Here is a 14,214-nt window from a genome sequence, read left to right as displayed (position 1 = left end):
CGCCTCCATCACAAGTTCATGGCTGCCTCATTGCAGCCCTTATGGCGAGCCTAGCCCTTTAGGTGTCGCTTCGCTGTGGAAGAAAAGACAGAGGATCTGCGTTTTTGCTGGGCAGGTGCACAAACCAATTCGGCAATGGCCTGGCGAAGTCCGGACTCGGGTGCAGCCTCCAGCAGAAGGCTCCCGGCGATGAGCGCCGCATCACTTGCTGCACTGTCTGCCGGGAGGAATGCGAAGATCCCTTCTGACGGCCCGTACCTTTCCCATGCCTCGCGCAGCTGGCGCTCGGGGAAGCGTCCGGCGGCCGCGGCCCGAACCTTGTTCAGAACCACCTTCGGTGAAGCCTGCGGAACCGCTGCCTCGAGTTCAGAAAGGCCGCGGACGAGTCGCGGCACGCCGATGGAGTCGGCCGATCCCACGGCATAGACGGTGTCTGCAAGCTCGAGGCTCCGAAGCGTGGCGGCATTCCTGCGTGGAGCCATGGTGTCAAAGCTGAGTTCCTCGTCCGCTTCGAGGCAGAAGCCGGCATCCACTACGACGAAGTCCGCCACCTCCCTGGCCTTCTCAAACACAACACCCAGGGCTGCTGCGCGCAATTCCGTCCAGCGATCCGCACGTGTGATGCCTGTCAGGATCCGGAGCGTCCCGGACTTGAGGACGACGGGTGTGGCAATTTTCAGGAGCGCGCCGGCATCCAGTTGTCCGAGGTCGGCCAGCCGGCATGCCTGGGCGAGACCTGCGGATTCATCCAGCAGCCCCAGCATGCCCGCGACGCTGGCGCCATAGCTGTCGGCGTCAATCAGAAGAACCGAATTGCCTGCAGCGGCCAGTTCACCGGCCACATTGACGGCCAGCAGAGTCCGGCCGGGGGAACCCGTGGGACCCCAGACAGTGATGACCTGTCCGCTGCCGGACGGTTCTTCCGGGACGGGATCGATCTCCTCCGGCACGGTCCGGATGGCGGCACCCGTGTCCGCGAATCCACTGTCCCGCCCCTGAAACGGCGCGGGACTGGCCCACCGAGCAACCGCGCCCGAGATCCTGCCCGCAAGTGCTGCCGAGTCAACCCCCGCCGGCGCTGCCGTGACACCGATCGCTGTCAGCCTCGCCGTTTCTTCTGCGCTGTCCGTCAATGCGATGACGACGACGCCCACAGCGGTGAGCCGGTCAACGAGCGAGGCCGTCAGTTCGTCACTGCCCTCCGCGACAACGGCCGCCCGGGCGAGGCCGCTCTGGCAAGCAGCCAGCAGCTCTGTCAGCTCCGAGCATCTCCTCACGACGGTGACCGGTCCATGGAGGCGTTCAAGGCCGCCGACCAGGTCCTCCCGGGACTGGCCCACCGTGACGACCGGAATACTCATGACGTTCCGCCCGGGTTCCAGACCACCGAAATCCTCGCCTTGTTCGCTTGGGCACCCAGCAGCCTTGGCATCTGCTCGTCAGTGACAAGGACCATGACCACCGTGGAGCGTGACGATCCCAGTGTGGTCGAACCCGGGGTGACTTCAGCGATCTCGGCCCCTGGAAGCAGCAACTTCGGCTCGCTGAAGCCGTTGCGGGCATCAGGCAGGGCCACCCAGACGTCAACCCGTGATCCAGCCGCGGCCTGTTCCGGCAGGGCTTCGTCGATAGTAATTGCGACCGGCTTACGGTTCAGCACATCGGACTTGCCAAGGCTTCCCCGAGGGACCAACTGGTCCGGACCGATCCGCTGTACAGCGACCATGCCTTCGGGAAGTCCCGCCTCTGCGGTGACATAGTGGGATTCCACGTCGCCGAGCCTGACCTTCACTCGGTTGACGTTTTCGGCAGTGAGTTTTTCACCCACGGCGATCTGGCCCTTTGCCGCAAACACCTCGGTGGTCTGATCGGCGGCCCCGACCAGCGATACAACACCGGCCACGGAGGCCAGGACCAGCAGGAACCCGAGAAGGAGCCGCGGATCTTTCCAAGACGGCTTTTTGAGCCTGACTGCAGTGGCCGTCGTACCTGAACTCACGTACCCGCTCCCCCCATCGGTGCCGACGGACTGGTTGATGCGCCGGACTACCTCATTGTTACGGCAAACGGGCCTGATCAAAAGTCAAAAGAACAAACAACGTCAAACTGTGGATAACAGCACCACCCGACGCCAATGGTGGCAAAATAGAAGCATGCCCCGATTCCTCACCCTCGCAGACGTAGCCGAACAGCTGCAGATCAACTCCCCGGCGGCCTATGCGCTGGTGCGCAGCGGCGAACTCAAAGCCATCCAGGTGGGCGGCCGCGGACAGTGGCGCGTGGAAGAAAAGATGCTGGAACAGTACATCGAAGAGCGGTACGCGGAAGCCGAGCGCATGATCCAGGAAGCCAAGTCCAAGTCAGTCTGAGCTGGGATGCCGGGCGGGGCCGGGACCGTGCGCGGGTGTACGCACCGCAGCGCAGGAGTGCGCTCACAGATCCGCTCCGCGTACCGAACGTAGTGCACCCAGCGAGGAAAAGGGTACCGAGGCAATCTGGCTGACGTTGGCGGCTCGGCGGACTTCTCCGGGCCTGGTCATGGCCAGATCGAAATAGTCCCGCCCCACGCGGTCGATAACTCCATTCAGTCCCGCCACGCCCTGCGGGCCGCCGATGAGAACTACCGTCAGATCTGCCCTGTCTCGCGCCAGCCCGCGAAGGGCACTGGCCAGCCCCAGCTTTCGCCGGACGGATGACGGCTCCGCCATCGCCAACCTCCCCAGGCCGTGGTACCGGGAAACTGCAGCAAAGGGGACCAGCACCTGGTGGGGAGGATCGTTGAGCACCAGGCTCTCTCCGCCCACGTGACTCAAGACGCCCTCGAACACGGCCCCCGATCCCAGGTGAACCGCCACCCTAAGCCCCAACGAACCGCGCAACCTGTCGGCCAGCTCCACGCCTGCGACATCTGCCCGCGACCGTTCGGCGATTTCCGATTCGAGCTCCAGCCGGCCAACTGAGGCCAGCTGTGCCTCCATGTCCTCAAACAAGGCGTCCCAACGCATGCCGCCAATCTAGGCGCGCACCGTGCCGCGGTCAATTCGCGGCCGGCCAATGCGACGAAAAAACAAATCACTGGACAAAAGTCGGAAAGTGAGTTCAAACTGGATTCAAATAGATCAAACAGCATCAAACGCTATCAAATGACTTGAGGAGAGGGATTATGGAAGTTTCCCGCGGCAGGCTGCTCCGCTCGGACGCAATGCTGGCAGTGGCGATCCTGCTTCTCGGTCTCTTTCTGGCGGCAACAGGCGCCTCGCTGACGGAGCGATGGCAGCGATCATCTGCACGGGACCAATCACTGGCTTTCGAAGACCTGCTCGGATTCGTCGTCGCCACAACGGGACTCATCATTGTCGCCTGGTGGATCTTGTCGCTGGTGATTGCAATAACATCCGCCGGCCTGGAACGGGCCGGAAGCCGCCGGGCCGCGGAGATCACCGGAAAATACAGTCCTGCCTTCATGCGCCGCCTCGCCCTCGCCGCAGTGGGACTTCAGCTGCTGGGAGCCCCGCTTGCCCATGCCGGCACGGTGAGTGCCGACCCTCGGTGGAGTCCAACCTCCCCACAGGCCACTGCAGCAGTGTGGATGCCCACCGAACAGGCGGCGTCAGCACCTCACCCAGGTCCCGGCGGCACGGATCCACGGTGGAAACCGAATGCTCCTGTCGTCGGCCCGGGTCCAATGACGGCACATCCTGTGCGGTCGGCCCGCCAACACCCGGTTGACGAGGACGGATACGTGACGGTGGTGGCCGGTGACTCGTTGTGGACCATTGCGGCCAACCAGCTGGGCGGCTCCGCTTCTGATCGCGACATCGCCCTGGAATGGCCGCGCTGGTACGAGGCGAACAGGGCCGTTCTGGGTGACAACCCCGATTTCCTTCTTCCGGGACAGGTACTCCGGCCTCCGTCCACGTCCTAAATCCGCAGCAACCCTGAACCTATAGATATCCGCCATCAATCAGAGGAAAACGTCATGAGCGCATTGCATCTGGTCCCCGCCCTGCCGCAGGCGGAACACACCGCAGCCGGCGGCCCGGTTCAAGCCACGGAGAACCGCCGCGTCCTCCAGCTGGTGGATGAGAACAGGGAAATCTGTGCCATTGCCCGAGGGACGGTACAGGCCGCCATCGAGGTACTGGCGGGCACTCGTCCCATCCAGCAGCTCTCACGCAGGCTTGACCAACGATGCCTGGCATCACTGCAGCACCGCGCCGCACTGACCCGACGGGTTGCGGCCGGACCGTCCCCGACAGCAGGGCGACTGCACCGCAATCCGGCCGTCCGCACGGTCCGCGCCTGCCAAGTCGCAGCGGGGATCTACGAGGCAAGTGCCGTCGTCGTGGATGAACTACGGGTCCGCGCCGTGGCAGTAAGGCTGGAGCGCAGCAACCAGGTGTGGCGGATCACAGCGCTGGAGATCGGCTGACGGTTCTTTGCAAAGGTGCCGCCGCACAACCCTGCCCCACCACCCCCTGCGAACACGGATGAGGACCGGAACAGTGGTTCCGGTCCTCATCCGTTTTCAAGGTGCGGCTGCTCCGGCAGCCGTCAATTCCTAGCGCTTCTTCTTTTTCGCAGCGGCCTTCCGGGTGCCGTCCTGGGCAGCGGCCTTGGCCGGGTTCCCTGAACGCCCGGAAGTCCTTCCCTCGACACGCGTCTGGCTGGCGCCGTCTTCTCCCGGTGCGGTGTACTGCAACTGCGCGGGCTTCTCCGGAGCTTCCAGGCCGGCCGCACGGATCTGCGGCTCGTGGTGCTCCGTGTGTTCTCCGGCGCCGTCGGCGACCACAACGTCTTCCGCAGGAGTCACCTCGACCTCAAGGTTGAACAGGAATCCGACGCTTTCCTCACGGATGGCCTCCATCATGGCCTGGAACATGATGAAGCCCTCGCGCTGGTACTCCACCAGGGGATCGCGCTGGGCCATCGCCCGAAGGCCGATGCCTTCCTTCAGGTAGTCCATCTCGTAGAGATGTTCCTGCCACTTCCGGCCGATCACGGACAGGACCACCCGGCGTTCGAGTTCGCGCATGCTCTCGGATCCGATGACCTGTTCCCTGGCCTGGTAGACCAGGCGGGCGTCGGAAAGAATCTCTTCCTTCAGGAAGTCCACCGTGATGCGGGACTTGCCGCCGGCCTCGTCGATGACGTCGTGGGATGTAACGCTGACGGGGTAGAGCGTCTTCAGGTTCGTCCAGAGCTGGTTGAAGTCCCAGTCGTCGCCGGTGCCTTCGGCGGTTGCTGCGTCGATGAGGGCAGTGATGGTGTCCTCGATGAAGTACTGCACTTTCTCGTGCAGGTCATCTCCCTCGAGGATGCGCCGGCGGTCACCGTAGATTGCTTCACGCTGGCGGTTGAGGACGTCATCGTACTTCAGGACGTTCTTGCGCTGTTCCGCGTTGCGGCCTTCAACCTGGCCCTGCGCGGACGCAATGGCCCGGGACACCAGTTTCGATTCCAGTGCAACGTCGTCCGGCACAGAACTGTTCATGAGCCGCTCGGCCGCGCCCGAATTGAACAAACGCATCAGGTCATCGGTGAGCGACAGGTAGAACCGGGACTCGCCGGGGTCGCCCTGACGTCCGGAACGGCCGCGGAGCTGGTTGTCGATGCGGCGCGACTCGTGGCGTTCCGTGCCCAGGACGTACAGCCCACCAAGGTTCAGCACTTCCTCGTGCTCGTCCTTGACTGCCTGCTTGGCCGCTTCGAGCGCAGCAGGCCAGGCTGCCTCGTACTCTTCCGAGTTTTCTTCCGGATCCAGGCCCTTGGCGGCCAGTTCGGCGACGGCCGTGAATTCGGCGTTGCCGCCCAGCATAATGTCCGTACCGCGACCGGCCATGTTCGTGGCGACAGTCACGGCTCCCTTACGGCCGGCCTGCGCGACGATCGCGGCTTCACGGGCGTGGTTCTTCGCGTTCAGGACCTCGTGCCGGATGCCTTCCTTGGCCAGCAGCCTTGAGAGGTACTCGCTCTTCTCCACGCTGGTGGTTCCTACGAGGACGGGCTGGCCCTTTTCGTGGCGCTCGGCGATGTCCTTGACGACGGCGTCGAACTTGACCGCTTCGTTCTTGTAGACCAGGTCAGACTGATCGATGCGCTGCATGTCCCGGTTGGTGGGGATGGCCACCACTCCGAGCTTGTAGGTGCCCATGAACTCCGCGGCTTCGGTCTCGGCGGTGCCGGTCATGCCTGAAAGCTTGTCGTACATGCGGAAGTAGTTCTGCAGCGTGACAGTGGCCAGCGTCTGGTTCTCCGCCTTGATTTCGACGCCTTCTTTGGCCTCGATCGCCTGGTGCATTCCCTCGTTGTAACGGCGGCCGGCCAGGATGCGGCCGGTGTGTTCGTCCACGATCAGGACTTCGCCGTCGAGGATGACATAGTCCTTGTCCCGCTTGAAGAGCTCCTTGGCCTTGATGGCGTTGTTCAGGAACCCGATCAGCGGCGTGTTGGCGGACTCATAGAGGTTGTGGATGCCGAGGTAGTCTTCGACCTTTTCGATTCCGGCTTCGAGCACACCCACGGTGCGCTTCTTCTCGTCGACCTCGTAGTCGGTGTCGGCCTTGAGCCGCAGGACCACCTTGGCGAATTCGCTGTACCAGCGGTTCGTGTCGCCCTGGGCCGGACCGGAAATGATGAGCGGGGTGCGGGCCTCGTCGATGAGGATGGAGTCCACTTCGTCAACGATCGCGAAGTGGTGGCCGCGCTGGACCAGTTCTGACTTGTCCCAGGCCATGTTGTCGCGCAGGTAATCAAAACCGAATTCGTTGTTGGTGCCGTAGGTGATGTCCGCGGCGTATTGCTCGCGGCGCACGGCCGGGTCCTGGTTGGACAGGATGCAGCCGCTGCTCAGGCCGAGGAAACGGTAGACGCGGCCCATGAGGTCGGACTGGTACTCGGCGAGGTAGTCGTTCACGGTGATGACGTGGACGCCGTTGCCGGCCAGGGCGTTGAGGTAGGCCGGAGCGGTGGCCACGAGGGTCTTTCCTTCACCGGTCTTCATTTCGGCGATGTTGCCCAGGTGCAGCGCCGCGCCGCCCATCAGCTGAACGTCGAAGTGCCGCATTCCCAAAGTCCGCGAGGAAGCCTCGCGGACGGCGGCGAAGGCCTCCGGCAGGAGATCGTCGAGCTTCTCGCCGTCCTGGTGGCGTCCACGGAGCCGGTCGGTTTCTTCACGCAGTTCGGCGTCCGTGAAGGTCTTGAAAGAGCTCTCCAGGGCATTGATGGAATCGGCATAGTTCCTCAATTGCCTCAGGGTTTTTTTGTCACCCGTACGGAGAAGTTTTTCGATAAGTGATGCCACGTGAAGTTGCTCCCAGTCTCAAGCTGCCGAATTCTGGCGTGTTCAGTCTACGGGAGTCACGCACGGCACGTTACGCCTGTTCCCTGAGAGCGGATAGTCCGGTTTCGTGGGCAGCGACGGCCTCGGCAAGGGAAGCGGCAAGGTCGCCGACCGGCGAGACAACCACACCGTCAAGCCCCAGCCATTCAGCCATGAGGTGGAGTTCCGCGGCAAGTTCGACGGCGGTGTCGGCTGGGGCACCCGGTTCGGCATGCGCCGCCCTCGCCAGGAGCAGCCCGGCCGGCCTGTCAGCTTTGAGGTCCACCCGAGCCACGATGCCGTCCCGAAGGAGGAACGGGAGGACGTAGTAGCCGAAGCGCCGTTTGGCCTCCGGAGTGTAGATCTCGATCCTGAAGTGGAAGCCGAAGAGCTCCTCCAGCCGCCGACGCTCAAAGACAAGCGAGTCAAAAGGGCTCAGAAGCGCCCGCCCTGTTGCTGCGCGGGGCAGCCTGGCGTCAACGTGCCGGTACACCGGCCGGTCCCAGCCCCGGACCGACACCGGCTCAAGGGTGCCCCCGTCGACCAGGTGCTCCACAGCGGTGGCCGCAGCCTTCAGCGGCGTGCGGAAGTAGTCGGCGAAGCAGCGGACGGTGCCGATGCCGTGGGCCCTTGCGGCGGCCTCGATGAGCCTGTCCATTGCCGCCGCGGGATCCGCGTCCTGAGCTCCGCCGCCGTCAAACGCGGTGTAGACCTTGGCGGACAGCGTGTAGCGGCGTTCGAACTGTTCGGTCCGGGAGGAGGCCGAGACAAGTCCTTCCTCGAACAGATGCTCCAGGACCCGCTTGACCGCGTTCCAGTTCCACCCCCAGTTGTCCGTCCGACGGTCTTCGACATGCCCGATCCGTGCGGTGAGTTCTGCGGCAGTCAGGGGTTTACTGCTGGTCAGCGCGCTGAGGACTTTCTCGGCGACGTCCGTGCGCAGTTCGGGATCCATGCCGGATGCGCCGACCCATTTCCGGTTCTGCCACAGCAGCAGGTCCGGAAAATGGTCCGGCCGGATGAAGCTCGCTTCGTGTGCCCAGTACTCCGTCATTCTGCGCGGATGCGTTGAGGCCATCCGGTGCAGAATGCCGCGGTCATAATTTCCGAGCCGGGAAAAGAAGGGCAGATAGTGGCTGCGGGACAGAACGTTGACGGAATCAATCTGAACCAGGTGGAGCCGGTCAAAGGTACGGCCCACCGCCCGTGCGCTCACGGGTCCGGCGGGCCGTCCTTTGTCCAATCCCTGGGCTGCCAAAGCGATCCGCCGCGCCTGGATAAGGCTCAGCGATGCGCCCATGTCAGTCCTTCCGTTGGCTGGTCAACACCAGCTTAGGCGGACGCGCGGCTTAAGGGCGCGCAGGTTCATCCTCCGAGCGGTAGGCGAGGATCTTTTCCTCGACAGCTGCTTCGCCCGGTTCGCACGTCTGGTCCAGGCTGATGACGCCGTAGGTCCACCCGTCGCGGCGGTACACCACGGACGGTGCTTTGGTTTCCTTGTCCACGAAGAGGTAGAAGTCGTGGCCCACGAGCTCCATGTTGTCGACGGCATCGTCGAGCGTGAGGGACGCCGCGGGGAACACCTTGCGGCGGATCAGAACCGGAGAATCCCCTGCGGGGATGTCGTTGTCGACCTCGTAGGGCGACTTTTCAACGGGCGCGGCCTGGGGCTCCTGGTGGTTGATGGCCTCCACATACAGAGGCTCGGTGGTGCTTGCCGGCTCAAGGCTGGCAGTTGCCTCGCGGACGGCCTTGGGTGTGTGCCGCCCGTGGTGGACCTTCTTACGATCCTTGGCCCGGCGAAGGCGCTCAAGAAGCTTGTTGTAAGCGAGATCGAACGCGGCGAACTTGTCGGCGGCGCTTGCCTCTGCACGAATGACGGGGCCGCGGCCCAAGACGGTCAGCTCAACCGTGAGCAAGTCTGCGGTCTGGCGGGCCTTGGTCTCCTTGGAGACCTTCGCGTCCACCCGTTGGACCTTGTCTCCCAGCGATGCGATCTTTGAGATCTTCTCGTCGGCGTATTCGCGGAAGCGGTCTGAAACCGTCAAATTCCGTCCGCTGATCATGAACTCCATGGTGCCCTCCAAATGACTTCGGTGACACGACGGCGGCACTTCCCGGGGCCGATCTGACTGACAGTCGAGCCCCTTTCCGAGCCGCTATCGACAGGTACAACTGATCTTGGTACCCACAACCGACGTTAGTTCATCGGTACCCGTTATTCACCTTTTCTTCATTTATTTTTTTCAATGTCAGCCGCCAGTCCCTGCTGTGGCACCGTGAACGGCCGGTGGGTCGGCGGCGTCGGGCGGGCGTGTCGCCGCCAGCACTACGGCACCCATCACAACGCCTCCCGCCCGGTGGACGGCACGCGCTGCTTCCGCCAGGGTGGCACCGGTGGTGAGGACATCATCAACGATGATGCACGGGCGTCCGCGGATGTCCGGCGCGAGCGGCGACAATCGTGCCTGCATGGACCCCCGGACACGTTTGGCGCGGGCACCCCGCCCGAGTCCCTTTTGACCTCCGGCCAGCGGGTGCGCTGGAACCAGCGCCCGGAGGCGTCCGGACAGGTCATGATTGGAAGCTGCCCCTTCGGTAAGGGCACTTCCCTTGCGGAGTGCGTTGGTGAGGTTCCCGGCGCCGAGGCCCCCGCGGCGGTCCAAATTCCGCAGCAGGAGGTGCACGGGGCTGAAGCCTCGCTTCCTGAATGCGCTGTTGGTGGTGGGAACGGGTATCAGGCAGTATCCCTGCAAAGTTCCGGCCGCGCCGCTGATGGCCCGTCCCAGCGCCTTGGACAACACCGCTCCGAGCTGCCCCTGGCCATGTTTCTTAAACGACAACACAGCCTGCGCGAGTTCCTCGCGATACATGCCTGCTGCGACGACGGGGAGGATCACCGAACCGTTCACGTCCATGAGGGCAGGAGCCTGCCCCTCAGCGCGGAACGGAGTCCTCGTGAGGATACGCACCGCCCGCTCGCAGGGTCCGCACAGCGCGAAGTCCTCCGTCCCGCAACAGACGCATTCAACCGGCGCCGCCAGCGCCAGTAGCTCGCGGCCCGCCATGGCTGCACGGTCCGCAGCCCGCGGCCACCATTGTGAGTAGTCACTGCGGTGCTTTGCCGCAGTGGGTGCGGGCGGTTCAAGGTCCGGGTCCGGGCTTCTCTCCACATGCCAAGCCTCCAGGGCGGGCGGCTCCGCCGGAAGTGGCGTGTCCGCCTATGTGGATTCGGCGCCTATGGGGAAAAGGTACCGCCGTCCCTAGCCGGGGAAGGACGGGTCCACAGGCCCCTTCAGCTGGGGCGACCAGCCGTTTCCAAGGCGCTGGAAGATGCCGTCGGCGGACTGCCCGAAAATTTCCTCCGGGCCGTTGCCGGCGCTGATGGCCGTAAGCCCGGGCCAGGGCGCCAGCTGCTGGGGCTGTGACGCCGCCAAGGACAGCAGTTCGGGCGTCACGTTGTCAGTTGCCGATGCTTTCATGACCGCGACGGTGGTGTCACTGACCCACACACCTCGGTCCGGATCGCGGTCGGTCAGGAGGGTGGTCGGGGCCGTGAGGTCGCGGGGAGTGCCGTCTGCCGTGCGGACGATTCCCGTCACCTGCACCCGGGTTTTTCCGTTTTGCTCAGAAATCACGAGTGCACGAACGCCTTCACGCGATATGCGGAATTCCTTGACGGTACGACCGGCCAGCCAGGCAGGGGCCAGCGTGACGGTGGGGATGTTGGCGCCCTCCGGAATTCCGGTGGGCCGGTAGGCAAGCACTTCCGTGGCCCCGTTGGCGCCGGGTCCGGCCGTCCAGACCCAATCCTGCTGGCCGAACGACGGGCGGGTGAGGGTGCTGCGGGTGGTCAGCGCCCGTGCCGGCTGTCCCGGCACGATGGAGTACAAGGTGGTCCGGCTGCCGTTCAGGAACGCCGCCGACTGCGATATCGGCGATTCGGCAGGGGAAGCCGGGCCAAGGGCCCCCACCGGCTGAATGTCCGGGAGCGGCGAGATCCGGTTGTTTTCGTATCGGACCAGTTGGCCGTCGTTAACCGCGATCTGGCGGGCCGGCACGTTCTTGTCCCGGACAGGGGGCAGCACGGACCCGTTGTCCTCGACCCGGACAAGGTCCTGGTTCGCGCGCAGTTCGACGTTGACCACATCCGGCTGGCCGCGGAAGGAAAGGGCCAGTTGGGTCTGCATCCTCAGCCGATCCTCATTGGAGGCCTCCACGAGTTCCTTGGCTGACAGATCAACCTGCGCTGCGCCGGAGACGACCGGGACGGATTCCCGTGTCAGTTTCATCCCGGACGGGAAGGCACTGACCACGGCTCCTTTGAGGTACGGGGCGGGTCCGCTCAGCAAGGCGCTGGTCATCGCCTTGACCGTTTTCTTCTTGTTGAACCATCGGACGTCGGGCACGGCATACGTGAAGCCGGGATCGTAAAAATAGATGGGGTAGGCGCCGTAAATCACCTTGAATGTCTGCTCCGGGATGGCGATCCCGTCGGGAATGGCGGAGATGCGCCACTGGCCGTCCACCTGCGTCAGCGTGACCGGAATTTTCTCCTTGGTGCCTTCGGGGAACTGTGTGGCAATCCCGTCCGCGTCAACGGAGTAGGCGACGTCCAGTTCGTAGTTGTAGACGTTTTCCACCCCGGTGCGGACCACTTTGGTTGAGCGGAAGACCAGGGTCCGCTGGTCCGGTTTCCACGCAACAGATGCTGCTTGAGTGAGGTATTCCCTCGCCACGGCGTAGTCGTCCTCGTAGCCACTGCCAGCGAGGTAGAAGTCTTCAATGACGGATTCGGGGCCGGCGCCTTCACGCGGTGCAACGGGGAAGAAGACGGGCGCATTGTTTGGCTTGCCCGCGCTCTCGTCGGTACTTTTCCCCACGGGCCCCGAGCGCGGAATCTGGGCGCAGGAGGTGAGCAGCAGGAGCAATACAGTCATCAAGGCCGCGGCCGCCGTGCCAAACCGCCGTGTGATACCGGTCATTTTGCTTCTTCCCGGCCCTCGCCGTGCTTCGACCCCGGAGCAACTGCTGACGGCACGGCCGGCTGGGGCTCTGCCTGCCCTGTGGGCGGCCCGGCAGGACCGCCGTCGGCTCCTGCTTCCTCCGGTAGGGCTACGGTTCCAAACAGCAGCATGGTGCCCTGGCCCGATCCGCCCGGCAATTCGACGTCGGCCGGTTCCAGCTGGAGCGGCGATTTGGTGATCGCTTCGCCCTGCCGCAGGGGCAGCGTCAGCCGGAAGTTCGATCCAGTCCCCTTGCTGCCCCAGGCCTGGAGCCACCCGTTATGAAGTTTGGTGTCCTCCGCGGCGATGGACAGGCCCAGCCCGCTGCCGCCCGTGGTCCGCGCCCGGGCGGGGTCCGCACGCCAGAAACGGTCAAACACCCTGGCGGCTTCCGCCTGCGTCATGCCGATGCCGTGGTCGCGGACGGCCACCGCCACGGCGGTTTCGTTCGCTGCGACGGAAATGCTGACCGGTTTGCCTTCGCTGTGCTCGAGCGCGTTCAGCACCAGGTTGCGGAGAATCCGCTCGATGCGCCGGTCATCCATCTCCACCACGATGCTCTCTTCCCGCGAATTGATGGTGACCTCGGAACCGTACTCGGCCGCGACCGGCCCTGCGTCCTCCACGACATTGGCCACGAGCTGAAGGATATCGGTGGGTTCGGCGTCGAGTACCGCCACGCCGGCATCGAAGCGTGAAATCTCAAGCAGGTCAGCCAGGAGCGACTGGAACCGTTCCACCTGGTTGTAGAGCAGTTCCGCGGAGCGCTTGTTGATGGGGTCGAAATCGTGCCGTGCGTCGTACAGAACCTCGGCGGCCATCCGCACTGTGGTCAGCGGCGTGCGAAGCTCGTGGGACACGTCCGAGACGAAGCGCTGCTGCATCTGCGACAAGGTAGCCAGCTGCGTGATCTGTTCCTGCAGGCTGGCGGCCATGTGATTGAACGATGCGCCCAGCCGCGCCACTTCGTCCTCGCCCTTGACCACCATTCGTTCCTGGAGCTGCCCGGCCGCCAGCTTTTCCGACACCACCGCGGCGTGGCTGACCGGGCTGACCACGTTGCGCGTCACATACCAGGCAATGGCACCGATGATCAGCACAAGTACCGCGCCGCCGGCCAGGAGGACATTCTGTATCTCGTCGAGGGTCTTCTGTGCAGTGTTGAGGTCGTAAATAAGGTACAGCTCGTACACGGTGCCGTTGAAGGTGACCTTGTTGCCCACGGCGATGCCCGGCCGGTCCTCGGTTCCCACGGGGAACTCCGTGGATGCCCAGAACTGGTCCTTTCCGGACTCCTGGACGGCCTTCCGCAGCTCCGGCGGAATCACGCTAATGGTCAGCTGGTCCGAGGCCCGCGATTCCACCCAGCGGTTTCGGGGCTTGGTCTGTTCGGGCATGGCCTCGAACACGTAGCGCCGCTGGATCACGTTTCCGCGCCCCTCCACGGCATTCAAGGTGTCGTAGACCAGCGTAATGACGCTTGACTGGTCGGTGACCTGGGCGCCGTCGAACGTGTCCTGGACCTGTTTGACGTTATAGAGCGTCTCCGACTCCGCCTGCGTCAACCGCTCCTGGAACAGGTTGTTGGCGATCTGGTTCGACAGGTAGGCGCCAACCACTGCGAAAGAACCGATCGACAGCAGCAGCGTGGTGAGGACCGTCCGGAACTGCAAGGACCGGCGCCAGCGCCTGTGCAGTGCCCGCAGCAGGAAACGGACGCCCGGCAGGAGCCTGATCAGCCCGGTCCGGACGAGCCGCGAGACCCGCAGGCCCACGATCCGGGCCCGGCGGACCCAGATCCGGGCACGGAACGGCAACCCGGAGAGCACACCTGCGATGGCGTCGGTGTGTTCCGGAGCGCTGTGGACGTGGGGGTGTTCCGTTTTT

12 protein-coding genes are annotated in these 14,214 nt (G+C 64.2%); 3 read left to right on the top strand and 9 right to left on the bottom strand.

What is annotated here, in order from left to right; all coding sequences use genetic code 11:
- Window positions 1-50: 50 nt before the first annotated feature.
- The gene (locus tag AC6JAC_RS08280; protein ID WP_028270182.1) at window positions 51-1,361 is read right to left on the bottom strand and encodes a CpaE/TadZ family protein; all 1,311 of its coding nucleotides are present in this window, start codon (window positions 1,359-1,361) and stop codon (window positions 51-53) included.
- Window positions 1,358-1,999 (bottom strand): CpaB family protein, encoded by a 642-nt coding sequence (locus tag AC6JAC_RS08275; protein WP_028270183.1) that lies wholly within the window; start codon window positions 1,997-1,999, stop codon window positions 1,358-1,360. The genes AC6JAC_RS08280 and AC6JAC_RS08275 overlap by 4 nt, the downstream gene beginning before the upstream one ends.
- A gap of 154 nt (window positions 2,000-2,153) precedes the next feature.
- On the opposite strand from AC6JAC_RS08275, the gene AC6JAC_RS08270 reads away from it, so the two are divergent.
- Window positions 2,154-2,369, top strand: coding sequence for a helix-turn-helix domain-containing protein (locus AC6JAC_RS08270; RefSeq protein WP_028270184.1), 216 nt, complete (start codon window positions 2,154-2,156; stop codon window positions 2,367-2,369).
- 63 nt (window positions 2,370-2,432) lie between these two features.
- Here the strand turns inward: AC6JAC_RS08270 and AC6JAC_RS08265 are convergent, their stop codons facing one another.
- Entirely contained in the window at window positions 2,433-3,005 is a 573-nt protein-coding gene (locus AC6JAC_RS08265) for a hypothetical protein (RefSeq protein WP_028270185.1), read from the bottom strand.
- 158 nt (window positions 3,006-3,163) lie between these two features.
- Here AC6JAC_RS08265 and AC6JAC_RS08260 point away from each other — a divergent pair, with 158 nt between their 5' ends.
- Window positions 3,164-3,925, top strand: a complete 762-nt coding sequence (locus AC6JAC_RS08260; protein ID WP_043437956.1) for a hypothetical protein — start codon at window positions 3,164-3,166, stop codon at window positions 3,923-3,925.
- 54 nt (window positions 3,926-3,979) lie between these two features.
- Entirely contained in the window at window positions 3,980-4,432 is a 453-nt protein-coding gene (locus tag AC6JAC_RS08255) for an Rv3235 family protein (RefSeq protein ID WP_231511110.1), read from the top strand.
- A gap of 129 nt (window positions 4,433-4,561) precedes the next feature.
- Here the strand turns inward: AC6JAC_RS08255 and secA are convergent, their stop codons facing one another.
- The 6 genes from secA to mtrB all read right to left on the bottom strand — a co-directional run bounded on the left by secA (window position 4,562) and on the right by mtrB (window position 14,165).
- Window positions 4,562-7,303 (bottom strand): preprotein translocase subunit SecA, encoded by a 2,742-nt coding sequence (gene secA, locus AC6JAC_RS08250; RefSeq protein WP_028270188.1) that lies wholly within the window; start codon window positions 7,301-7,303, stop codon window positions 4,562-4,564.
- A 70-nt stretch (window positions 7,304-7,373) separates the two neighbouring features.
- A complete protein-coding gene (locus tag AC6JAC_RS08245) occupies window positions 7,374-8,621 on the bottom strand; it encodes a winged helix-turn-helix domain-containing protein (protein ID WP_051628773.1) in 1,248 nt (415 codons plus the stop codon).
- 49 nt (window positions 8,622-8,670) lie between these two features.
- On the bottom strand, window positions 8,671-9,396 hold the full coding sequence (hpf, locus tag AC6JAC_RS08240) for a ribosome hibernation-promoting factor, HPF/YfiA family (protein WP_028270189.1): 726 nt from the start codon (window positions 9,394-9,396) through the stop codon (window positions 8,671-8,673).
- A gap of 177 nt (window positions 9,397-9,573) precedes the next feature.
- Window positions 9,574-10,494 carry a ComF family protein gene (locus AC6JAC_RS08235; RefSeq protein WP_043437958.1) on the bottom strand — a complete coding sequence of 307 codons (921 nt, stop codon included), beginning with the start codon at window positions 10,492-10,494 and terminating at the stop codon, window positions 9,574-9,576.
- A gap of 90 nt (window positions 10,495-10,584) precedes the next feature.
- A complete protein-coding gene (locus AC6JAC_RS08230; RefSeq protein ID WP_051628774.1) occupies window positions 10,585-12,306 on the bottom strand; it encodes an LpqB family beta-propeller domain-containing protein in 1,722 nt (573 codons plus the stop codon).
- Entirely contained in the window at window positions 12,303-14,165 is a 1,863-nt protein-coding gene (gene mtrB / locus AC6JAC_RS08225) for an MtrAB system histidine kinase MtrB (RefSeq protein WP_231511114.1), read from the bottom strand. The genes AC6JAC_RS08230 and mtrB overlap by 4 nt, the downstream gene beginning before the upstream one ends.
- Between the last annotated feature and the right edge of the window lie 49 nt (window positions 14,166-14,214).

Source organism: Arthrobacter sp. KUASC02 (genome assembly GCF_059739395.1).
Note: the sequence above shows the minus strand (reverse complement) of the source record. Positions and strands in the feature narration are given on the sequence as shown.